The following is a 20,700-nucleotide window of genomic DNA, read 5'->3' as shown; positions in this document are numbered from 1 at the left end:
GGCCTATAAGGTTTTGGAAACCTTATTGGTCTTGCGTCGCCTAACGCCCGAACATCTTCTCAATCTGCTCTTGTTTAAATTCAAGATAGGTGGGATTTCCATCTGGGGAGGTATTATAGGGTTCGCACTGGAACAGGTCGGTAACCAGCCCTCGTAATTCGCGCTCGGTTAATCTTGTGCCTTTTTTAACCGCCCGCTGCCGCGCCAGGGAGCGGATCAGTTTTTCCCTGTTGGAAACCCGGATATCGCTGTTAAAATGTTTGTATTGTTCCAGGGTAAAATCGATCAGATGCTTGGGATCGGTATCGTCCAGGTCAGCGGGGGTTCCCTGTACCACAAAACTGTTGTTCCCAAAAGGTTCGATCTGGTAGCCCAGCAGCAAAAGATCTGGTAATAGTTCGTTTAGTAAAACTGTATCGGTTGGCGTCAATTCCAGCGTAACCGGGAACATCGATTGCTGCACTACAACAGGGGTGCCGGCGGCAGCCTGTTTCATCTGGTTATACAGCACCCGCTCGTGCGCCGCCTGCTGATCGATCAATAAAAAACTGCGCTCAACCGGCATGATGATATAGGAATTCAATACCTGTTCCAGGTGAGTATCATCATCTACTTCTATAGCACTTTTCTTTTTTTGGATTGCCAGGTATTGCTGTTCGCTCTTTTCATAGTCGAACACAGCTTCTTCCTGCTTAACAGGCTCATAAAATTCTTTCCAGCTTTTTAATTCCCCTGCTGATGGCTTCTCAATAAAATGCGCCTGGTTTTTCTGCGTAAACCCTTTGTATAAGGAACCTCCTGAGATCTGTTCTTTTTTTTCCGTCGTAAAAGGTTGACTTACAGAAGGCAACTGTTGAATAGACGCATCCAGATCAAAATCAAGGGTGGGGGTAATGCTGAACTGTGCCAAAGCATGTTTTATCGCAGCCTGCACAAAAGCATATACGATCTTCTCATCTTCAAATTTTATTTCCTGTTTGGTCGGATGCACATTTACATCCACTTGAGTGGGATCCAGGTCGATAAATAAAACATACATCGGAAAACTATCTGAAGGGATCAGTTCCTGGTAAGCGTTCATCACAGCATGGTTCAGGTAGGCGCTTCTAATAAACCGGTTGTTCACGAAAAAGTATTGGTCGCCTCTGGTCTTTTTTGCCGTTTCGGGCTTACCTGTAAAACCATGGATATTCATGTATGCCGTATTATCCGTAACCGCAACCATTTTAGCATTATAGTTATTGCCTAATAATTGCACGATGCGTTGCTTGAGGCCGGCCTGCGCTGCCGTCAGGCTTCCGGGCTCCAGGTGCATCAGTTGCTGCCCGTTACTGGTAAGCGTGAATTTAATATGCGGATAGGCCATGGTTACCCGTGTAAACTCATCTACGATATGCCGCATTTCGGCAGCATTGCTTTTCAGGAAATTACGGCGTGCCGGAACATTAAAAAACAGGTTTTTCATGGCGATGCTGGTACCGTTGGGCGTGGCAACAGGCTCTTGTCGTACCACCACACTGTTAGCCACTTCAATAAAAGTACCCGTTTCGTCCTCCGGCCGTTTTGTTTTTAGTTCCACCTGTGCCACGGCGGCAATAGAAGCCAGTGCCTCTCCGCGAAAACCCATGGTACGCACATGAAACAAATCATCGATATTGCGGATCTTGGAAGTGGCGTGCCGTTCAAAGCACATCCGGGCATCGGTTTCACTCATGCCACTACCATTATCAATCACCTGCAATAATGTTTTGCCTGCGTCTGTTACAATTAATTGGATGGAGGTAGCGCCCGCGTCTACGGCATTTTCCAGCAATTCTTTTACCGCGCTGGCAGGTCGCTGGATGACCTCGCCGGCTGCGATCTGGTTAGCAATATTATCGGGTAATAACAGGATCTTATCAGGCACTATTCACTATTTGTTGAACACGTAAAGGTACATTTAATACCAATGTTAGCGAGCAATAGTCCAAAGAATCAGAAAGAGATCGTTTTATGCAGCAGTTTTGATTTAAGTTTTGCCTTTTTAGAGTCCTGCAAAATAAATTTTTTCCCGTCTGAATAGTAAGTGATCACTTCTTTATCAGCCGGATTAATGATAAAATATTCTTTTACTCCAAAGGTTTCATACAGGTGTTTTTTTACCTGCAGATCGTGCTTTTTGTTGCCGAACAGCACTTCCACTACCAGGTCTGGCGCGCCTTTTACCCTGCCGTCTTTGACCATAGAAAGGTTTTTTTTGGCAATAAAAAGATATCCGGCTGTACCACATTATTATAACCGAGATAGACATCTACGGGGGAAAAGACACATTCCCCCAAATCATTTTCCGTTATGTAGACATTCAAAAAGGTGAATAGTTTACCTAATATCTGTTGGTGTTCAAAGGTTGGCGCGGGTGACATATAGAGCACATTATTAATTACTTCCGCCAACGTCCCTTCCGGAAGCATTTCATATACTTCTATAGCAGTGCGTGGCGGCATTTGATAATTTTTATTTGTCATATCAGCAAGTTATAAAATAACCCCGAGTAAAGATATCCGAAAGATATATTGTCATTTCAGCACCGTTTTTATCCAGTCACGCATCTGCTGAAGCGCATCCAAAGAAAAGGTTTCTTCCAAAAACAACGGTTCTTCTGCATCACACAGCTTGCAATGTTGAAAATTATGGTTTAACCCGGTAAGCAGCACTGACTTATTATTGGCAATTTTTTTATTTACGTGCTCATCGAATACTTTTTTATTTATGGGCCCGTTAACCAACAGGTCTTTTTCGCAAAACAAGCCCAGCACGGGTACCTTCAACTGCTGCAACGTAATACCCGGATCATACCTTTTTAGAAACTTTATGCGATTACTAACAAGCTTCGCGTAATAATCATTGAGAACTTTCATCTTTCTGATATTCCCGGGAAGCGATTGTGCGACCAGGGCAGTATATTTTTTATGAAAGACCGCCGTATCATCATTAGCATAATATAAATTGAGCGCTTTGGTGTAAAACCCCGAAACCTTATCTTTTACCTCGGCGGTAGCTTTGACGTTTGCTACTATATCATGAACCTGATCGTACATTATTTTTTTAAAAGGCTGTGTAGGTGCAGCCAGAGATACGATAAACTTCACCCTGTTATCCTCAGCGCCCAGCAACTCGGCAACCATTCCGCCTTCACTATGACCAATAAGACCGATCCTGGAAGTATCTATTGCTTTTTGAGCAGCCAAAAAATTAATGGCAGCCTTTGCATCGCTCGCCAGATCTTTTAATGTTGTATTCTCAAATCTGCCGGTCGATCCGTTCACACCCCTGTCGTTAAACCGCAGCACCGCTATTCCCTGTTTGGTAAAATAATCCGCCAGCACTGCAAAAGGCCGATGGCCGCCGTATGAGTAATTTTTATCATCCTTTTCACTGCCGGTCAACAGGATCACTGCCGGGTGCTTTTTTGCTGTATCAGGCGGAAGGGTTAAAATCCCCGTTAATTTAATACCGGCTGCTGCATTGGGGTAACTCACCAGCATACTTACGTAAGGGAATGGAGGAAGCGGTGTCTGCGGCTTGGACAGATTGGGAGCCTTAGCCACCCGCACCAACCGGGCTGGATAGCTTTTTTTAAACCGGATAGTTCCTTTAATAAGCGAATCATTGATATAACTTCCCCTGAAAAGTCCGTCTTCCTTTTCACCACCGATATAAAGCCGGTTATTTTTAAAGCTGACACTAACTGCTTTCAGTATTTTGTCATCAAAAATATTCGTTCTGAAAAAACACTGGTAAGCGCCCTGGTATTTTGACAGTTCTATAAAAACCTTAAAAACGCCTTTGTCTGTCTGCGTCTCAGCAAACCATAAACCTTTTATATCCTGCGCTTTTATAAACAAGCCCTGCATCACCAGAACGATCAGTAATAATATCGATTTCATAATCTAATTTACCCCGGAAGTCAATAATAGTGCATATTTTTGTTCGATACTGTTAAAATATTATCATGACAAAAGGACCTGTTTCTCAGTTTATTGAACACCATTACAGACATTTTAACGCTGCGGCATTAATGGACGCAGCCAAAGGATATGAAGCCCACATGAACGCGGGGGGTAAAATGATGATCACTCTTGCGGGCGCCATGAGCACCGCCGAACTGGGCATCTCTCTCGCCGAAATGATCCGGCAGGATAAAGTGCAGATCATTTCCTGCACGGGCGCTAACCTGGAAGAAGATGTAATGAACCTGGTAGCCCACTCCCATTATAAACGCGTGCCTAATTACCGCGATCTGACGCCCAAAGAGGAATGGGACCTGCTGGAAAATCATTATAACCGGGTAACCGATACGTGCATTCCGGAAGAAGAGGCTTTTCGCCGCCTGCAAAAACATCTGTACCAGCAATGGAAAGACGCTGAAGCAAAAGGCGAACGGTATTTCCCGCACGAGTTTTTATATAAAACGGTTTTAAGCGGCGACCTGGAACAATATTATGAAATTGATCCGAAAGACAGTTGGATTGTTGCTGCCGCCCAAAAAAATATCCCGATCGTAGTTCCGGGATGGGAAGACAGTACTACCGGGAATATTTTTGCCAGTTATGTGATAAAGAATGAATTAAAAGCCAGCACAGTTAAAAGCGGGATCGAATATATGACCTGGCTGGCCGACTGGTACCGCAATAACAGCGGTGGCAAAGGGGTGGGTTTCTTCCAGATTGCCGGAGGCATTGCAGGGGATTTCCCAATTTGCGTAGTACCTATGATGTACCAGGACCTGGAATGGCATGATGTTCCGTTCTGGAGCTATTTCTGCCAGATCAGCGACAGCACAACTTCCTACGGATCTTATTCCGGCGCTGTTCCCAATGAAAAGATCACCTGGGGAAAACTGGATATTGATACCCCAAAATTCATCGTGGAAAGCGATGCTACCATAGTAGCTCCACTGATGTTCGCATGGATTCTGGGTTGGTAATCAAAAAAAGAACCTTATATAAAAAAAGAGCGATTAAATCGCTCTTTTTTTATTCCTTATCGTGCTGTTTCCGGCAATTTTAAATCGCGCTTGAGCATATCGTCGCGGTTAGCCATTTCCCAGGCGGTGTAAAAGATCATTTGCGCTCTTTTTGCCATTAAGGGGAAATTTATTTTGTCCACGGTGTCTGTAATTTTATGATAATCAGCCTTTAACATACCATCGTAAAAAAACAGGATCGGCACTCCTTTCCGGGCAAAGTTAAAATGGTCGCTCCGGTAATAAATGCGCTCAGGATCTGCAGGATCGTCAAATTTATAATCCAGCGTCAGCTTTGTATATTTATTATTCATGGCTTCATTGATCACGGGCAGATCGGTGCTTAATTTATCATGCCCGATCACATAAATGTAATTGAGCGTGTCGGCCGATTTTCTTTCCGTGTCAACGCGTCCGATCATATCAATGTTCAGATCAGCAGTTGTTTTGTCTAAAGGATAAATGGGATTTTCAGAATAATATTCAGATCCCCACAACCCTTTTTCTTCTCCGCTTACTGTCATGAAAACAAGAGTCCGCCTGGGCCCCTTACCTGCTTTTTTTGCCCGGGCAAAGGCCTCTGCCATCGTTAAAACACTAACGGTTCCCGAGCCATCATCGTCCGCTCCATAAAAAATATTGCCCGCAGCATCCTTACCCAGATGATCATAATGCGCTGTAATAAAAAGATATTCATTCTTCTTATCGGTCCCTTCAATAACCCCCAAAACATTCGATGCAGTAGCTACATTCTTTTGCACCTCATAGTCCAGGGTCATGACAGCATTTTTTACTTCCGGCGGCGCCTGGCCATTGTCTAACGCAGCGGTAACATCTTCAAAAGAATATCCGCTGGTTTTTTCCACTACATTCTTCCCGATAAAAAATACGGGAGGTTGTGCCGTTGCGCTCTTTTTTACCCAGGACGGACGGTAGCTAACCTTGCTTTTAAACCGGGGCGGAATGGCGTCAACAGCTACCAAAACTGCTGCAGCGCCCTTTTTTAAAGCATTGCCTATTTTTACCATCAAGGCAGTGGAAGCCATGCGTCCTTCCTGCGAGGGAGTGAACCCTTTGGGCGCTCCGGCAAAAACCACTACCAGTTTGCCTTTTACATCAATACCCGCATAATCATCCCGGCCTTTATCTACAATGCCGTAACCCGTAAATGCATAGTTGTCAAATTTCAAATGAACGCTTTCTCCATTCGTAAACAGGGGCGCCACCTCATCAGCGTTAAAGCTGTTGTCGCCTATTTTCAGCTCCAGTTTTGCCAGTGAGTCTTTTGTCAGTTGATAGGTTTGCCGGTAACTGCCTTGGTTGCCCGCGGTCAGCCCCTGCCCTTTGAATTGCGCGGTGATATAGTCTGCAGCCCGTTCCAACCCCGGCGAAGGTGTATTACGCCCTTCCATTGCCGCGCTTGCAATTACAGACAAATGTTTTTTTAATACTTCAGGAGTAATGCCTTTTGCAAAAGCAGACGGGTCCGCCATTTTTTGTGCACCCGCAATCAGGCCCGTAAACAATGCGGCGGCAAAAAAAGATTGTTTTATCATATGTTTTCTATTATACAATTTTTCTCCGCAACAAATGCGGCAAGCAGTAATTTTTAACAGATCAGCAGCTTATTTTAGACACCCGGCCTTCATGTCGTCCGCCTTCAAAATCAGTGGCAATAAAGGTTTCCACCAGCTCTTCCGCAACCGGTTCGGTAACAAACCGTGCGGGTATACAAAGGATATTGGCGTTATTGTGCTTACGGGCCAATTCCGCGATCTCTTTATCCCAGCAAATAGCCGCCCGGATGCCCTGGTGTTTATTCGCCGTAATGGCCACGCCATTGGCGCTGCCGCAAAGAAGGATTCCAAAAGCGAATGTCCCGCCTTCAACGGCGGTAGCTACAGGATGTGCAAAGTCCGGGTAATCTACTGAATCGGTGGTATCCGTACCAAAATCCTGAAACAATAGTCCCTTGCCTTCCATGAAAGAGATCAGCAGTTGCTTATATTCAAATCCTGCATGATCCGCACCTATGGCTATCGGTTTTTTGAGGTCAAAATGTGTATCCATGATTTTACAATTTTGCTAGCTCCATTCCTCGTTCTCTTTTTCAGCGTCCTGCTTTTGTACTTTGGCGGCTACAGAAATACTTGCTTCATATAATAAATAGAGCGGAATGGTTACGATGGTTAAACTGAACGGGTCGGTGGATGGCGTAATAATTGCTGCCGCCGTAATAATAACAACAAAGGCGTGCCGCCTGTATTTGCGCAGGAATTGTGCCGTTACAATCCCGATCTTCGCCAGCAGCAACACCAGTAAAGGCATCTGGAATAGCAGTCCTATACCTACTGTTGTATAAATAAGATTCTCGAGGTAGTCAGAGAACAAGGGTATGATCACGATCTCGGGGCTCAGCTTGTAATTGAAATAAAAATTGACCATGAATGGGGTCAGGATCAGGTACCCGAAAACCACCCCTATAAAAAACAGGATCGCCACCCAGAAAATGATCCCCGATGTTTGCCTTCTTTCCTTTTCCGACAGCGCCGGGCGTACGAACTTCCATAGCTCCCAAAATACATAGGGGAAGGCTACAATGAAGCCCCCCACAAAGGCGATGGTAAACGAGGAAATAAACTGCGCCGTCATGGCCGTTTCCTGAAATTTGACATCAGCCGCATTTAAGCAAAGCGAAGCCACATGCAGTTTTTGCCCCAGCCAGCAAAACCATTTTGCCGCTATAAAATCCGGCTTGGTGGGCGCCATAATGATGCGATCAACAATATCATTAATAAAAATGAAAATCACGATAGCGCAAATCAGAATTGCAATAATAGAGCGGATCAAATGCCACCTTAAAACTTCCAGGTGATCAATAAAAGACATTTCCTCCTCACTACCACTACTCCTTTTCTTTAAAAAATCCAGTAAAGCCATTGTTTATAAAAATGAGGACAAAGATGCAGATAAAAAACACAATATCATGGCTTTTGTTCAGGCTATTTTAGTTTTTTCATTTTTACCATCTCAATCCGTGTGTCGCTAACAGCCAGAATATCAAATTCAAAATCACCGATTATAATCCGTTCCTTCTGTGCCGGGATGGTTTCATAAAAATTAATGATATACCCCGAAAGGGTCTCCGATTCCCCTACGTTGATAAAATAAAATCCGTATTTTTTTTCAATATAATCCAGCTCCAAACGACCTGAAAAGATATACTCATCTTCCGAGATCCGTTTTTCTACAAAAAGCTGGGTGTCGTACTCATCCCAGATCTCCCCGAAAAGCTCTTCCAGCAGGTCTTCCATGGTAATAACACCCGCTGTTCCGCCAAATTCATCCACCACCCAGGCAATGCTTTTTGATTCCTTGCTGAATTTATTAATAAGCCCCACCGCCGTCATACTTTCGGGCACGGCAATAATAGGGATCAATATCGAATCAATGTCTGCCGGCTTCTTAAACAGATCCAGCTCATGCACAAAGCCCAGGATATTGTCGATATTTGACTCGTAAACAATGATGCGGCTGCGCTTGGTGTCGATAAATTTTTCCGCAAGTGCCTCTACCGGACTGTTAATTTCAATAGCCACGATCTCTTTGCGCGGCACCATGCTTTGCCGGATCTTTATATTGGCCAATTCCTGTGCATTCTCCAAAAGATGCGTGCTGGTTTCTTCCCGTTGGGTTTGCCTGCTGTCCCGGAACATAAATTGCAGGTCATTGCGGGCAAAGGGTGATTTGTTTTTATCGAGCCGCACATTGAACACATATTTCAGGATCCAATTGGACAGGCGGAACAGGGCCGCCGTGATCGGGTACAGCAGCCACATAAAAAAATTGATAATAACCGCCAGTGAACTGAGCAAAGAAGTGCTGTTGGCCCTGAAAACAGCCCTGGGTATGAATTCCACGAAGATGAGAACAATCAGCGTGTTAAAAACGATCTCAAAAACGATCTGCCAGAAACGGGAATCGATCCCGATCCGTACCCAGAAAGGGATCAATACTTCGCTGGTTTGCAGCACAAAAATGGTTAGCGCCGTAATATAGCCAATAACCGATGTGCCCCAGAAAATAGCCGGGGTATCCACAAATTTGCCTACGAGGCGCCCTGTTAAACTACCCTGCTTCCGTTTTAATTCAATACTTAACCGGCTGGCGCTGAAAAAAGCCATCTCCACGCCTGCAAAGAAGATCATGAATAATAACGAAGCAATCCATATGATTAACTGCCATTCCATAAGATAAAGATATGTAAAACTGCTATTTTATATTTTTGTTCCCCATCAGATTTCCAGGAATTTCTTTACAATCGACTCCGTTTCCGCACAAGCCTCTTCAAAATCATCGTTCACCACTACTTTATTAAAATGGCTCATAAAGGAAAGCTCATATTCGGCCTTGTTCAGCCGGGTTTGCAGCGAATCTTCGCTTTCACTGCCTCTTGAGATCAGCCTGCGACGCAACTCCTTTACAGAAGGCGGTTCTATGAATATGGAAAGGCTTTGCCCGGGGTATTGTTGTTGCACATGAATGGCCCCTTTTACGTCAATATCCAGCAAGGGGCACCGATGCAATTTCCACAGCCGGCTCAGCTCGCTTTTCAACGTACCGTAATATTTGCCTTCATACACCATCTCCCACTCAACAAACTCATTATTTTTTATTTTTTCCTGAAAGGCTTCCGGGCTCATGAAATAATAATCGGCACCATTGGTTTCCCCCGCCCGCATGGGCCTTGTGGCTGCGGAAATTGAAAAGGCCAACTGCGGGAGCTGCTGCAGCAGGTAACGGGTAATGGAGGTTTTGCCTGCCCCCGATGGTGCTGTGAGAATAACGATCTTGTGGGCGCTATCACTGGCGTCAGCGGCTACAGGAAAATAAAGAAAAGTGTGTTTGCTAAAATTCATGTGTCTGCAAAATACTAAAGAAATGTAAAATGCAAAATAATCAATAAGAAATGTAAAATAAGGAACGGGATTCGCCGCAGATCAGACGTTTTCATTATTGAAAGAAAAGATAAGCTACGGGCGCCCCGTCTTCAACAGCGGGATTTTTCGCCCTCCCCATTCCCGGACACAAAAAAGCCTGCACCGAAAAGCGTGCAGGCCGTAATATGCTCTTTATTAATTCTTTATCTAAAACCCTTTATCGCTGGTTTCGTATTTGCTCAGGTTGGGGCATTCCTGGGTAGCCTGTTTATCAACCAAAATATAAAAGGTAGGGATCTTTTTTGTAAGCCATTTATCCAATACTTCCCCCTTTTTTTGCTCCAGCGCCAGATCCGAGATCTTGGAGTAATCGTCTACCAGGTTGAGGCGGTGCGGTGCGGTTTTTGATTTAAGATAAACCAAACGAACGCCCTTCTTTCCCTGGTCATTAGTAAAAGTAACCGGTTTGGAGATATCCCCCACTTTCATATCCTTGATGGTAGTAACCATATCCTTATCCAGCGCATCAATGGTAACATAAGTAGAACCGTCTTTATTCAGAATAAAGGGGCCGTAATTTTTTACATTCTCGTCATCACTATATTTATACGCAGCATCTTTGAAGCTGATCTTCTTTTCATCAACCTCTGCTCGAACACTATCCAGTTTTTTGCGGGCAACAGCCAGTTCATTATCCGTAACCGGCGGAATACGCAGGATCATTTTTAACTTTGCAATATCACCCCGGCGGCTAACCTGTTGGATCAGGAAATACCCAAAACGGTTCGATTTTACAGGAACTGAGATTTCCCCTGTTTTCAATCGAAAGGCCGTTGACAGGAAGACGGGATCCCAGGTAGATTTATCGGAACGGTTTACTTCAATTGCACCACCCCGTTCTGCAGTAACCCGGTCTTCCGATACCCGTTTTGCCAGCGCATCAAAAGTAACAGCGCCGGATTCGATCTGCTTTTTATAGCCCAGCATTTCATTGTAAATATAATCCTCCACGTCTTTAGAAGCGGATGGCAATAGTACAATCTGTCCTACCTCCAATTCCGATTCCAGAAAAGGGAGACTATCTTTTGGTATTTTATCAAAATAGGCTTTTACCTCTGTTGGCGTAATGTGCACATCATTTACCACTTTGCTGCGCATCTTATCGCTCAGCATCTGTTCCTTAATAAAGGGACGCTGGTCGTCTTTCAACTGATATACCGTTTTACCCGCCACTTCTTCCAATGCCGACTGGCTTCCAAACTGGCTGATCCAGCCGCGTACGCGCATGTCCATTTGCGCTTCTACATCTTCATCCGTTAAGGGGAGCGAATCTCTTTCGGCCTGCAGGGCCAGAATTTTCTGAAGCAGGGCATGTTCCATAATGATACAAGGCGCATTCTCAGGAAGTTTTTCCCCGTTTCTGGCGGCATCGGCCACAGCAGATTGAATATCGGATTGCAAAATAATCCGGTCGCCCACCACACCGATTATTCTATCGGCAACAGCCTTGTGAGCCTGACCCTGGGCAGTAGCTATAAAAGTAAACAGGAGGGATAAAGCAGTTAAAAAGCTTTTTAGTCCTTTATTCATATAAAACATAGTTCAAAAATAAACCCGCATGGAGAATCCCGGTTCATCCATGTATTATTTAACAAAAGTTTCTCGCTGCTCTTTATGGGCCGGGCAGCAGTAATCCTATGAATCTTTCTTGCGTCGCACTATTCAGCGTCCGGTTCTCTGCTCAGCTATTCCTGCCGGATAATACAGCGATCGAAATGACGGATATTACTATTGTTAAGTTAATCGTGAAATGTCATCCCGGTACTACACGCTATTTCGCAATCGGTCTGATATTATAATGTTCTCTTGATCTCTTCCAGTTCGTAGGCTTCCACCACATCCCCGGTTTTGATATCATTATAATTCTTAATGGTTAATCCGCACTCCATGCCAGTCAGTACTTCCTTCGCATCGTCTTTAAAACGTTTTAAAGAGCCCAGTTCAGCCGTTGCGTTTTCTCCAACCGGGTAAATTACAATACCATCGCGGATCAGGCGGATCTTGTTATCCCGCTTAATACGGCCATCCAGCACATAACATCCGGCAACCACTGCCTTATCAAATTTAAATACTTCTCTTATTTCAACGTTACCGACAATCTTCTCCTTAACCGTAGGCTCCAGCATTCCCTCCATAGCGCTCTTCACTTCTTCAATTGCGTTATAGATGATCGAGTACATCTTAATTTCAATACCCGCATTATTGGCCAACTGGGATGCCTGCTGCGACGGACGAACATTAAAGGCGATCACGATAGCGTCAGAGGCTTCCGCCAGCACGATATCGCTTTCGTTGATCTGTCCCACACCTTTGTGAATAACATTTACCAGGATCTCCTCAGTAGAAAGTTTCTGCAACGAATCACTCAGCGCTTCCACGGAACCATCCACATCCCCCTTAATGATCACATTCAGCTCTTTAAAGCTACCCAATGCCAGGCGGCGACCGATCTCATCGAGAGTAATATGTTTCTTGGTGCGCATGCCCTGCTCACGCAGGATCTGGGAACGGCGGTTGGCAATACTTTTTGCCTCCGATTCTTCATCGTATACTTTGAATTTCTCACCAGCCTGGGGCGCTCCGTTCAGGCCCAGCACAACTGCCGGAGCAGACGGCCCTGCCTCATCCTGTTTTTTATTCCGCTCGTTGAACATCGCTTTCACGCGGCCAAAATACTGTCCGCTCACCAATATGTCACCGCTGCGCAGGGTTCCGTTTTCCACCAGTAAGGTGGCCACATAACCGCGCCCTTTATCCAGGGTAGCTTCGATAATAGTACCGGTAGCTTCACGGTCCGGGTTGGCTTTCAGATCCAGCAGCTCGGCTTCCAGCAATATTTTTTCCAGCAGTTTGTCAACGTTCAATCCCTGTTTGGCGCTCAGTTCCTGGCTTTGGTATTTTCCGCCCCATTCTTCCACCAAAATATTCATCTGCGATAATTGCTCATAAATTTTCTGGGGGTTGGCGCCATCTTTATCAATCTTATTAATAGCAAAGATCATGGGCACACCGGCTGCCTGGGCGTGGCTGATCGCCTCCCTTGTTTGTGGCATCACGGCATCATCTGCTGCCACCACAATAACGGCAATATCCGTAACCTTGGCACCCCGGGCACGCATGGCGGTAAAGGCTTCGTGACCTGGTGTATCCAGGAAGGTAATTTCTTTGTCTTCGGCCACTTTTACGCGGTAGGCTCCAATGTGCTGGGTAATCCCCCCGGCCTCACCGGCAACCACATTGGCGTTCCGTATATAATCCAGCAAGGATGTTTTACCATGGTCTACGTGCCCCATTATGGTCACGATCGGGCTTCTGGGCACCAGTTCGCTTTCATCATCTTCCTCTTCCTCATCCTCCTCCATTTCCATTTGCTGCTCCATATCAATAAAGGCAACATCGAAACCGAATTCGCTGGCTACCAATTCGATCACTTCCGCATCCAGGCGCTGGTTAATGGATACCATGATCCCCAGGCTCATACACTTACTGATCACATCAGCGAAGCTTACGTTCATCAGGTTCGCCAGTTCGCTTACGCTGATGAATTCCGTTACTCGTAATGTTTTGTCAATTCCTTCCTCCTCTGCTGCTTCTGCCGCTTCATTGCGTTTATCCCTGCGTGCTTTTGCCCGCATACTTTTTTGCTTATTGCTGCTTCCGCCACTCAACTTGGCCTGCGTTTCCCGTATTTTTTCCTGGATCTCTTTTTCGTCGATCTGCTTTTCTTCACGGTGCGGCTTATGCCGGTCCCTGAAGTTGCCCCTGCCGTGATGCTGACCACCACCAAACTGGCCCTGACCCGGATGACGACCATCCGTGCGCGGACCACCATGACCGGGGCCCCTGCGCTGGTCGGTATCTGCTGCAGGTTTTACTTCTTTCTTTTCGATCGGGATGCGTTTGCGCTTCCGCTTTTCATCGCGTTTCGGACGGGTGTCATTGTCAACCGGCAGTTCAATCTTTCCAAGAATTTTGGGTCCTTCAATCTTTTCTGCCTGTATGTTAGAGAGCTGCACCGGCTCCGGTTGTTGTTGTTCCGCTACAACCGGGGTTTCCACCGGCGGCACCGTTTCTTCGGGCTTAACCACCTCTTTTTCCGCAACCGGTTCTGCTGCCTTCTGGGGCGCTTCAACCGGGGTCTCCGTTTCGGGCTGTGGTTCTACTGCGGGCGGCTCTTTTTTAGCAGCGCGTTTAGGTCTTGTGGAAGAATCGATCGCCGACAGATCTATTTTGCTGATGATTTTCGGACCTTCGATGTCCCGGCCCTGTACTTTCGGCCTTACTTCCTCGGGTGTCTCTTTTGTTTCTTCAACCGGGGTTTCTTCAACCGGTTGCGGCGCAGGCACTTCGGCTACCGGCGCTTCCTGGATCGTTTCCTTTACTTCCGGCGCTTCCGCTGGCTCCTGTTCAACCGCAGGAGTTGCCACAGGCGCCGCCAACTCTTCATCCCGGCGCTTTCTGCCTTCCCCACCCAATCCTTTGGGCAATTCAACCTGGTCGCTGATATTTTTCGCAGCTTTATCGCCATGAAACCCCTGCTGCAATGATGCGTACATGGCTTCCGTTAACTTCGAGGTCGGTTTCAGGTCGTCTTTTTCAAACCCTTTGCCTACCAAAAAGTCTATAAGCGTATCCTGGCCAATGTTAAATTCTTTAGCCGCTTGTAATAATCTTGGAAGTTTTTTTTCTGTCATAAATATTTTTCCATCCCGCCATGGCGGAACATTTAATTTGTCATCCGCGCAAAATCATACAAAATGCTGTTTATTCTCTTTCCAGCTCTTCCTGTAAAATTTTGCGAACATCTTCTACCGTTTCTTTTTCTAAGTCCGCTCTTTTTTCCAGTTCCGTAGGCGACATGCGCAATACGCTCCGGGCTGTATCGCAACCGATCTTCTTCAAGGCATCGATCACCCACTCGTCAATTTCATCTGCAAATTCTTCCAGGTCCACATCAAATTCCTCGTCCTCTTCTTCTGTATCGCGGTATACATCTAATTCATATTCTGTTAAATCAGAAGCCAGCTTAATATTTACGCCCCGCTTACCGATCGCCAGTGATACCTGGTCGGGTTTCAGGAAGATGCTGGCTCTTTTGTTTTCCTGGTCCAGGTTCATGCTGGTGATTTTTGCAGGGGTCAGTGAACGCTGGATCAGCAACTGGATATTGGTGGTCCAGTTGATCACATCAATATTCTCATTCTTCAGTTCCCGCACAATACCGTGGATCCGGCTTCCCTTCATACCTACGCAGGCGCCCACCGGATCGATGCGGTCATCATAGGATTCTACCGCAACTTTTGCGCGCTCTCCGGGCTCCCTTACAATTCTTCTGATGGTAATTAAGCCGTCAAAGATCTCGGGAACTTCTATTTCCAACAGTTTCGCCAGGAAATCAGGCGAAGTTCTGGAAAGTATGATTACCGGATTGTTATTTTTAAGATCCACGCGGGTTACTACTGCGCGAATATTCTCCCCTTTTTTAAAGTAATCCTGGGGGATCTGTTCGCTTTTGGGAAGGATCAGTTCATTGCCTTCTTCATCCAGCAGCAAGATCTCTTTTTTCCAAACCTGGTATACTTCTGCACTGATGATCTCCCCGATACGGTCTTCGTATTTTTTTGCCAGCACATTTTTCTTTAGATCGCTGATACGGCCGGCCAGCGTTTGCTTGGCGGCAAGGATCGCCCGGCGACCAAAGTCCACCAGGTCAATTTCTTCATACAGATCTTCTCCCACCTCATAATCCGGCTCCAGTTTAATGGCTTCAGAATAGGCAACCTGGGCCAGCGGATCTTCCACTTCGCCATCTTCCACAATGGTGCGATGCCTTACAATTTCAAGATCCCCTTTTTCCGCGTTTACGATTACGTCAAAGTTGTCGTCGGTACCATATTTCTTACGCAGTAAGGTCTTAAATACATCTTCCACCACTTTCATCATTGTGGGACGATCTATATTTTCTGCGTCTTTAAAATCCTGGAATGCCTCAATTAAATTAATACTTGCCATAATGAAGTACGATTTACCTTAGTGAAACCCAGCTCCCTGAGCTGTTTTTAAAATTTAATCTGAATTTTTGTTGTTTTTATTGTTGATAACGGAACCTCCTGTTCTGTTCTTTCCAATTTCTTTCCTTTGCCGCTGGTCACTTCCACTATTAATTCCGCTTCATTTGCCGCAAGCAGCTTTCCCTCAATTTTCTGTCCCTCCAGCGTTGTAATTTCCACATCCCGACCGATATTCTTTATAAATTGCCGGTGCAGCTTCAGAGGCTCGTCCAGCCCGGGGGAAGATACTTCCAGAGAAAAATCGCCGTCAGGAAAGTACCCTTCTGCCTCCATCTGCTTGTAAAGCGCCCGGTTATACTTTACCAGGTCATCAATACCCACTCCGTTATCGCCATCAATAAACACTTTAAAGTTATGGGTGGGCTTTACGCGGATATCTACCAAAAAATGAGACGGATTTTCGGTCAGCTGCGCAACTACTTTTTCTCGTACTATTTCAATTATTGTCTCTAAGTTCATATTCTGGAAAAAAGAAGAAGGGAACGCCTCCGTTCCCTCAAATTCCTTATCTGGCGCAAAATTAGGTTTTTTTATAGTAAAATGGGAAGTTTTTTAAAAATTTAAACCGGCGGTCCGACAACATTTTTTTCGGGAGCACGTTAATTGAGTATCTTTGAAATTAATTGATGCCAATGGTCCGAATTTTACTATATGCCCTGTTTTTTTACTTCCTTTACAATTTTATTGTAAAAGTTGCTTTCCCGGTTTATAAAACTACCAAACAGGTGAAAAAGCAGTTTTCTGATATGAAACAACAGTTTCAGCAGCAGGAACAACCCAATACTGCGGGCAGCGGTCAACCGGCAGCTAACCCCTCTGCTGCCCACAAGAAAGAACCGGCCGGGGAATATATCGATTTTGAGGAAGTAACGTAGTGTTACGTTAATCGTGAAGGGTGGTGAGACGATAAACGTAATGGCTTCACGTTTATCGCCCGCCTGACCGGACGGGCAGGTTTCAAGCCTCCCAACACTCCACTTTACAAATAACGGTTGTTAGCTGGTATGATCCTGGATGATCTTCCAGGCTCCATTTATTTTCTTAAAAAGAAGGGTGTAATGACCCTGGAGATCGCCCGCTTTTCTTTTTAAATGCCATTTTCCCACCACATTATAAAAATCCTTGCCTAAAGGCTGCACTTTTACAATCTCAAAATCGAGCACGCCCATATCCTCTTTTGAAGGATAGGATCTTTTATAATTATCGAGCGCATGCTGCCAGCCATAGGTTATGCCTTTTTTCCCAACAAATACCAGTGAATCACTTTTCCAATAAGTATCCATAAAGGCATCAATAGCGCCACTGTTCCAGCAGGTAATTTGTTTATTCAATACCTCCTTTATTAGCTTTTCATCCGAATTTTGAGAATAAGCATTAACAATCAACAAGTTGAATAAAAAAACAAAAATATATTTCATAAACCAGGGTTTCATTTTTATGTCAAAAGCCTAAGCCAATGATTGCCGGAAAGGCGGGAAGTTTTTTTACTCGCTTCCGGCTTACCGCCTCACCGCTTTCCGGGCAAATAAAACTTCTGTGAAAATCTGCGGAATCTGTGAGCCACTTAAATTTCACGCAAAGATGCAGCGGAACTCGTTAATAATGATCATGATCGCAATCCTCCGCATGTGCGTGGTTATGCCGGCGGCAAAACCGGTAATTGACTACGTGCGCGGCAATAATAAGTACCACCGCAGGGATCAGCAGTAAATTATGGTACACCAGGAAAATCTGCTTCAACACCAAAAACGCCATTCCCAGGGTAAATAAAGCCAATGGCAATACTTTATGATGATGCAAGCGGAACCCGTGCAAAAGCGAATAGACCCCAATAAGAAAAGCCAAAAGGATCATTCCGGCCTCAAAAGCCCTGTTTTCGATGATATTGTACCCAAATAAGGGCAAACTGGCCATAAATAACGGCAGTACAGCACAATGAACGGCACAAATAACTGAAGCCGAAATACCCAGCGCGTCCCAATTAATTTTTGATCGCATGTTGCAAAAATATAAAAAAAGAAACAATGTTGCAAATATTTAATCCTTCCCTCTTTCTAAACGATTTCATGGCTCATTTGTTAAACTGTTGAGATACATTTGCAATTATTTTATGAAGATGTCAAAGAAGGCGATTTTTTATACTTTATTTTTTGTGGCCTTGTCCATAGCATTTTATGCGGCGGCCGTTCATTTTATACCTGGTTTTAATTCAAGAAAACTGGAGCCTGTTAGCAAAGTGGGGCGGTTTAGCTTTACCGACCAGGACGGGCAGCCCTTTTCCAATAAAGATGTGGCAGGAAAGGTTTATGTGGCTGAATATTTTTTTACCACCTGCCCCGGTATCTGCCCGATAATGAACACAAATATGAAACAGGTTTATGAAAAATATAAGGGTGTTCCCGGCTTCCTCATTCTTTCACATACCTGTGACCCCGAAAAGGATTCTGCCGCCCGGTTAAAACATTATGCCGACTCCATGAAGGTGGATACCCGGCAATGGGTGTTCCTTACCGGCAGAAAAGACAGCCTGTATAAAATGGCGCGCCTGAGCTATACCATTGATGACCCCGCCAATAACCTGAATTCGGACCAGGACGATTTTTTACATACCCAGTTCTGGGCGCTGGTGGACCGCAAAGGCAATGTGCTAAAAATATACGACGGGTTGAAACAAAAAGAGATCAACCAACTGATAGCTGATATTGCTAATGAGCTTAAAGAACCTGATGATAAATAGTTGATCATGGATTCCATTATTCAAATACTAAAGCAAAATAATCTTAGCGTAACGGATGGCCGAAGAAAGATCCTTTCACTTTTTTTAAACAGTGACGGCGCGCTGGCGCACGCAGATATCGAAAAGAATACGGATAGCCATTTTGACCGCGTAACCGTGTACCGCACCCTTCAGTCCTTTGTTGACAAAGGGATCATTCATACGATTCCCACTTCAGACAACAGTATTAAATACGCTTTATGCAAGGACGATTGCAAAGAAGGGCATCATCATGACCAGCATATCCACCTGCTTTGTGCCAAATGCGGTAATACTTTTTGTCTGGATGATGTGGTAACGCCATCCGTACAACTTCCGCAGGGATATGTGATCAACCAGGTAGAAGTAGTAGTGAAAGGTGTTTGCAAAAATTGTAACCAATAAAAAAAGCCCTGATGTAGACACATCAGGACTTTTGATTAATGTTTTGATTAACTGTAAATTTACAACTTTTCGCCGTTTTTCCCAAATAAAAAACCTTACTCGCTGCGCCCGCCCACCAGGGAATACAACACGGAAGAGCCAATTGATAACAAAATACTGAAGATCAATGCCCACCAGAACCCGTCCACGTGTACCCCTTTAAAAAGGTTTGCGGTAAGCAATACCATAAAGGCATTGATGACCAGCAAAAACAAACCCATAGTAAGAATGGTAACCGGGATAGTGAGTATGACCAGAATGGGTTTTACGATTGCGTTTAAAATAGCTAGCACAAAAGCAAACAAAGCGGCTGTTTTAATATCAACAATTCTAACTCCGGGCAAAATTTTTTGAAGAAGGTATGCAATAAGCGCCGTAATAAGCACTTTTAATAGGAAGTTCATCGACTAAGATCTTTAATTAAGGTTAAAGATAGATAAATTGCGGAAGATCACATTCAATAACGGGAATAAAGTAACCAGTGTTATGCTGATCTCAAAATGACTCGAGTATCGGAAGGACATTTCACGATTGCCTTAACGCTAGAAAATGTAATTTCCATTTTGAAAAAAGAAAACCCTGTTTGTCATGACCTGGACATTTGTTAATACTCATTTTTTTAAAGAAGGAGCCGCCGTATTACAAACCAACGACCTTGCCCTGCAACGGGGCTATGGCGTTTTCGATTATCTGCGCACGGCCAATAATCAACCACTGTTTATCGATGATTACCTGGACCGTTTTTTTAATTCCGCCCAGCAATTATTTATTACCATCCCTTATAAAAAAGAAAAGGTAAAGCAATACATTTTTGAGCTCATCGCTAAAAACAATATTCCCGAAAGCGGCATCCGGATGCTGGCCACCGGCGGCTATTCGCCCGATGGCTACAGCCCCGTTACCGGTAACTTCGTTTTGCAGCAGCAACCCTTGCAAACGCCGGACAACGAAAAATTTGAACGGGGTATCCGCATTGTTACCTATGCCTATCAACGCGATTTCCCGGCGGTGAAGTCTACCAACTACCTGATGGGGGTTTGGCTGCAACAACAGTTAAAGGAACAGCATATCGACGATGTCCTTTATTTCCACCACGACATTATTTCGGAATTCCCAAGAGCAAATATATTTATCATTACAACCGATGGCCGGCTCCTCACGCCTGCTGCCAACATTTTGCAGGGCATTACCCGGAGGAAGGTGCTGGAACTAGCTCCTGAAATACTGCCGGTTGAAGAGCGTGATTTGTCAATAGCTGAATTAAAAAATGCCGCCGAGGTTTTTATGACCAGTACTACCCGGCGTATTTTGCCGGTGGTCGAAATTGACGGGATACAGATCGGTAACGGCCACGCCGGAAGGATCAGCACGCAATTATATAAACGTTTCCTGGATCTGGAGGCGGAAGTGTTACGGGATTAAGCC

At 45.0% G+C, this 20,700-nt stretch carries 21 protein-coding genes; 5 read left to right on the top strand and 16 right to left on the bottom strand.

Going from position 1 to position 20,700, the window contains the following annotated elements:
* Positions 1 to 40: 40 nt before the first annotated feature.
* The 4 genes from mutL to NIASO_RS16555 form a co-directional block, all read right to left on the bottom strand.
* The gene (gene mutL / locus NIASO_RS16565) at positions 41 to 1,906 is read right to left on the bottom strand and encodes a DNA mismatch repair endonuclease MutL (RefSeq protein WP_008587793.1); all 1,866 of its coding nucleotides are present in this window, start codon (positions 1,904 to 1,906) and stop codon (positions 41 to 43) included.
* Between the two features lie 68 nt (positions 1,907 to 1,974).
* On the bottom strand, positions 1,975 to 2,223 hold the full coding sequence (locus tag NIASO_RS20575; RefSeq protein ID WP_008587791.1) for a Uma2 family endonuclease: 249 nt from the start codon (positions 2,221 to 2,223) through the stop codon (positions 1,975 to 1,977).
* Positions 2,202 to 2,504 (bottom strand): Uma2 family endonuclease, encoded by a 303-nt coding sequence (locus NIASO_RS20570; protein ID WP_084568292.1) that lies wholly within the window; start codon positions 2,502 to 2,504, stop codon positions 2,202 to 2,204. Before NIASO_RS20570 ends, NIASO_RS20575 begins: the two co-directional genes overlap by 22 nt.
* 51 nt (positions 2,505 to 2,555) lie before the next feature.
* Positions 2,556 to 3,926, bottom strand: coding sequence for an alpha/beta hydrolase family protein (locus NIASO_RS16555; protein WP_008587788.1), 1,371 nt, complete (start codon positions 3,924 to 3,926; stop codon positions 2,556 to 2,558).
* 65 nt (positions 3,927 to 3,991) lie between these two features.
* Here NIASO_RS16555 and NIASO_RS16550 point away from each other — a divergent pair, with 65 nt between their 5' ends.
* Positions 3,992 to 4,966 carry a deoxyhypusine synthase family protein gene (locus NIASO_RS16550; RefSeq protein ID WP_008587787.1) on the top strand — a complete coding sequence of 325 codons (975 nt, stop codon included), beginning with the start codon at positions 3,992 to 3,994 and terminating at the stop codon, positions 4,964 to 4,966.
* A 56-nt stretch (positions 4,967 to 5,022) separates the two neighbouring features.
* Here NIASO_RS16550 and NIASO_RS16545 read toward each other — a convergent pair whose 3' ends face one another.
* The 9 genes from NIASO_RS16545 to NIASO_RS16505 all read right to left on the bottom strand — a co-directional run bounded on the left by NIASO_RS16545 (position 5,023) and on the right by NIASO_RS16505 (position 16,535).
* Complete coding sequence (locus NIASO_RS16545; protein WP_008587785.1) at positions 5,023 to 6,561, bottom strand: M28 family peptidase; 1,539 nt, start codon at positions 6,559 to 6,561, stop codon at positions 5,023 to 5,025.
* 61 nt (positions 6,562 to 6,622) lie between these two features.
* Positions 6,623 to 7,075 carry a ribose 5-phosphate isomerase B gene (rpiB, locus tag NIASO_RS16540; RefSeq protein WP_008587783.1) on the bottom strand — a complete coding sequence of 151 codons (453 nt, stop codon included), beginning with the start codon at positions 7,073 to 7,075 and terminating at the stop codon, positions 6,623 to 6,625.
* A 15-nt stretch (positions 7,076 to 7,090) separates the two neighbouring features.
* Positions 7,091 to 7,945: a twin-arginine translocase subunit TatC gene (gene tatC, locus NIASO_RS16535; protein WP_008587781.1), complete on the bottom strand. Its 855-nt coding sequence runs from the start codon at positions 7,943 to 7,945 to the stop codon at positions 7,091 to 7,093.
* Positions 7,946 to 8,007: 62 nt separating this feature from the next.
* The gene (locus NIASO_RS16530) at positions 8,008 to 9,255 is read right to left on the bottom strand and encodes a hemolysin family protein (RefSeq protein ID WP_008587779.1); all 1,248 of its coding nucleotides are present in this window, start codon (positions 9,253 to 9,255) and stop codon (positions 8,008 to 8,010) included.
* Between the two features lie 45 nt (positions 9,256 to 9,300).
* Complete coding sequence (gmk, locus tag NIASO_RS16525; protein WP_008587778.1) at positions 9,301 to 9,924, bottom strand: guanylate kinase; 624 nt, start codon at positions 9,922 to 9,924, stop codon at positions 9,301 to 9,303.
* Between the two features lie 228 nt (positions 9,925 to 10,152).
* Complete coding sequence (locus tag NIASO_RS16520; protein WP_008587776.1) at positions 10,153 to 11,535, bottom strand: peptidylprolyl isomerase; 1,383 nt, start codon at positions 11,533 to 11,535, stop codon at positions 10,153 to 10,155.
* 263 nt (positions 11,536 to 11,798) lie between these two features.
* Entirely contained in the window at positions 11,799 to 14,699 is a 2,901-nt protein-coding gene (gene infB / locus NIASO_RS16515) for a translation initiation factor IF-2 (protein ID WP_008587774.1), read from the bottom strand.
* 70 nt (positions 14,700 to 14,769) lie between these two features.
* Entirely contained in the window at positions 14,770 to 16,017 is a 1,248-nt protein-coding gene (gene nusA, locus NIASO_RS16510; protein WP_008587772.1) for a transcription termination factor NusA, read from the bottom strand.
* 47 nt (positions 16,018 to 16,064) lie between these two features.
* Positions 16,065 to 16,535: a ribosome maturation factor gene (locus NIASO_RS16505; RefSeq protein WP_008587771.1), complete on the bottom strand. Its 471-nt coding sequence runs from the start codon at positions 16,533 to 16,535 to the stop codon at positions 16,065 to 16,067.
* Positions 16,536 to 16,708: 173 nt separating this feature from the next.
* On the opposite strand from NIASO_RS16505, the gene NIASO_RS16500 reads away from it, so the two are divergent.
* The gene (locus tag NIASO_RS16500) at positions 16,709 to 16,951 is read left to right on the top strand and encodes a DUF4834 domain-containing protein (RefSeq protein ID WP_025299076.1); all 243 of its coding nucleotides are present in this window, start codon (positions 16,709 to 16,711) and stop codon (positions 16,949 to 16,951) included.
* 120 nt (positions 16,952 to 17,071) lie between these two features.
* Here NIASO_RS16500 and NIASO_RS16495 read toward each other — a convergent pair whose 3' ends face one another.
* Both NIASO_RS16495 and NIASO_RS16490 read right to left on the bottom strand, forming a co-directional pair.
* On the bottom strand, positions 17,072 to 17,494 hold the full coding sequence (locus tag NIASO_RS16495; protein WP_008587766.1) for a YybH family protein: 423 nt from the start codon (positions 17,492 to 17,494) through the stop codon (positions 17,072 to 17,074).
* Between the two features lie 178 nt (positions 17,495 to 17,672).
* Positions 17,673 to 18,074, bottom strand: a complete 402-nt coding sequence (locus NIASO_RS16490) for a MerC domain-containing protein (protein WP_008587763.1) — start codon at positions 18,072 to 18,074, stop codon at positions 17,673 to 17,675.
* A gap of 118 nt (positions 18,075 to 18,192) precedes the next feature.
* On the opposite strand from NIASO_RS16490, the gene NIASO_RS16485 reads away from it, so the two are divergent.
* Positions 18,193 to 18,813 carry an SCO family protein gene (locus tag NIASO_RS16485; RefSeq protein ID WP_025299075.1) on the top strand — a complete coding sequence of 207 codons (621 nt, stop codon included), beginning with the start codon at positions 18,193 to 18,195 and terminating at the stop codon, positions 18,811 to 18,813.
* 6 nt (positions 18,814 to 18,819) lie between these two features.
* Entirely contained in the window at positions 18,820 to 19,236 is a 417-nt protein-coding gene (locus tag NIASO_RS16480) for a Fur family transcriptional regulator (RefSeq protein WP_008587759.1), read from the top strand.
* A gap of 95 nt (positions 19,237 to 19,331) precedes the next feature.
* Here the strand turns inward: NIASO_RS16480 and NIASO_RS16475 are convergent, their stop codons facing one another.
* The gene (locus NIASO_RS16475) at positions 19,332 to 19,679 is read right to left on the bottom strand and encodes a phage holin family protein (protein ID WP_008587758.1); all 348 of its coding nucleotides are present in this window, start codon (positions 19,677 to 19,679) and stop codon (positions 19,332 to 19,334) included.
* Positions 19,680 to 19,863: 184 nt separating this feature from the next.
* On the opposite strand from NIASO_RS16475, the gene NIASO_RS16470 reads away from it, so the two are divergent.
* Positions 19,864 to 20,697 (top strand): aminotransferase class IV, encoded by an 834-nt coding sequence (locus tag NIASO_RS16470; RefSeq protein ID WP_008587756.1) that lies wholly within the window; start codon positions 19,864 to 19,866, stop codon positions 20,695 to 20,697.
* Positions 20,698 to 20,700: the final 3 nt, after the last annotated feature.

This window comes from Niabella soli DSM 19437 (assembly GCF_000243115.2).
Lineage (GTDB): Bacteria > Bacteroidota > Bacteroidia > Chitinophagales > Chitinophagaceae > Niabella > Niabella soli.
The sequence above is the reverse complement of the archived record's forward strand: the minus strand, read 5'-3'. Positions and strand labels throughout refer to the sequence as shown.

Bases quoted from the DNA above. Each gene is read 5' to 3' on its own strand.
- NIASO_RS20575 (WP_008587791.1), bottom strand. From the start codon at position 2,223: ATGGTCAAAGACGGCAGGGTAAAAGGCGCGCCAGACCTGGTAGTGGAA.
- NIASO_RS20570 (WP_084568292.1), bottom strand. From the start codon at position 2,504: ATGACAAATAAAAATTATCAAATGCCGCCACGCACTGCTATAGAAGTA.
- NIASO_RS16555 (WP_008587788.1), bottom strand. From the start codon at position 3,926: ATGAAATCGATATTATTACTGATCGTTCTGGTGATGCAGGGCTTGTTT.
- NIASO_RS16550 (WP_008587787.1), top strand. From the start codon at position 3,992: ATGACAAAAGGACCTGTTTCTCAGTTTATTGAACACCATTACAGACAT.
- NIASO_RS16545 (WP_008587785.1), bottom strand. From the start codon at position 6,561: ATGATAAAACAATCTTTTTTTGCCGCCGCATTGTTTACGGGCCTGATT.
- rpiB (WP_008587783.1), bottom strand. From the start codon at position 7,075: ATGGATACACATTTTGACCTCAAAAAACCGATAGCCATAGGTGCGGAT.
- tatC (WP_008587781.1), bottom strand. From the start codon at position 7,945: ATGGCTTTACTGGATTTTTTAAAGAAAAGGAGTAGTGGTAGTGAGGAG.
- NIASO_RS16530 (WP_008587779.1), bottom strand. From the start codon at position 9,255: ATGGAATGGCAGTTAATCATATGGATTGCTTCGTTATTATTCATGATC.
- gmk (WP_008587778.1), bottom strand. From the start codon at position 9,924: ATGAATTTTAGCAAACACACTTTTCTTTATTTTCCTGTAGCCGCTGAC.
- NIASO_RS16520 (WP_008587776.1), bottom strand. From the start codon at position 11,535: ATGAATAAAGGACTAAAAAGCTTTTTAACTGCTTTATCCCTCCTGTTT.
- infB (WP_008587774.1), bottom strand. From the start codon at position 14,699: ATGACAGAAAAAAAACTTCCAAGATTATTACAAGCGGCTAAAGAATTT.
- nusA (WP_008587772.1), bottom strand. From the start codon at position 16,017: ATGGCAAGTATTAATTTAATTGAGGCATTCCAGGATTTTAAAGACGCA.
- NIASO_RS16505 (WP_008587771.1), bottom strand. From the start codon at position 16,535: ATGAACTTAGAGACAATAATTGAAATAGTACGAGAAAAAGTAGTTGCG.
- NIASO_RS16500 (WP_025299076.1), top strand. From the start codon at position 16,709: ATGGTCCGAATTTTACTATATGCCCTGTTTTTTTACTTCCTTTACAAT.
- NIASO_RS16495 (WP_008587766.1), bottom strand. From the start codon at position 17,494: ATGAAATATATTTTTGTTTTTTTATTCAACTTGTTGATTGTTAATGCT.
- NIASO_RS16490 (WP_008587763.1), bottom strand. From the start codon at position 18,074: ATGCGATCAAAAATTAATTGGGACGCGCTGGGTATTTCGGCTTCAGTT.
- NIASO_RS16485 (WP_025299075.1), top strand. From the start codon at position 18,193: ATGTCAAAGAAGGCGATTTTTTATACTTTATTTTTTGTGGCCTTGTCC.
- NIASO_RS16480 (WP_008587759.1), top strand. From the start codon at position 18,820: ATGGATTCCATTATTCAAATACTAAAGCAAAATAATCTTAGCGTAACG.
- NIASO_RS16475 (WP_008587758.1), bottom strand. From the start codon at position 19,679: ATGAACTTCCTATTAAAAGTGCTTATTACGGCGCTTATTGCATACCTT.
- NIASO_RS16470 (WP_008587756.1), top strand. From the start codon at position 19,864: ATGACCTGGACATTTGTTAATACTCATTTTTTTAAAGAAGGAGCCGCC.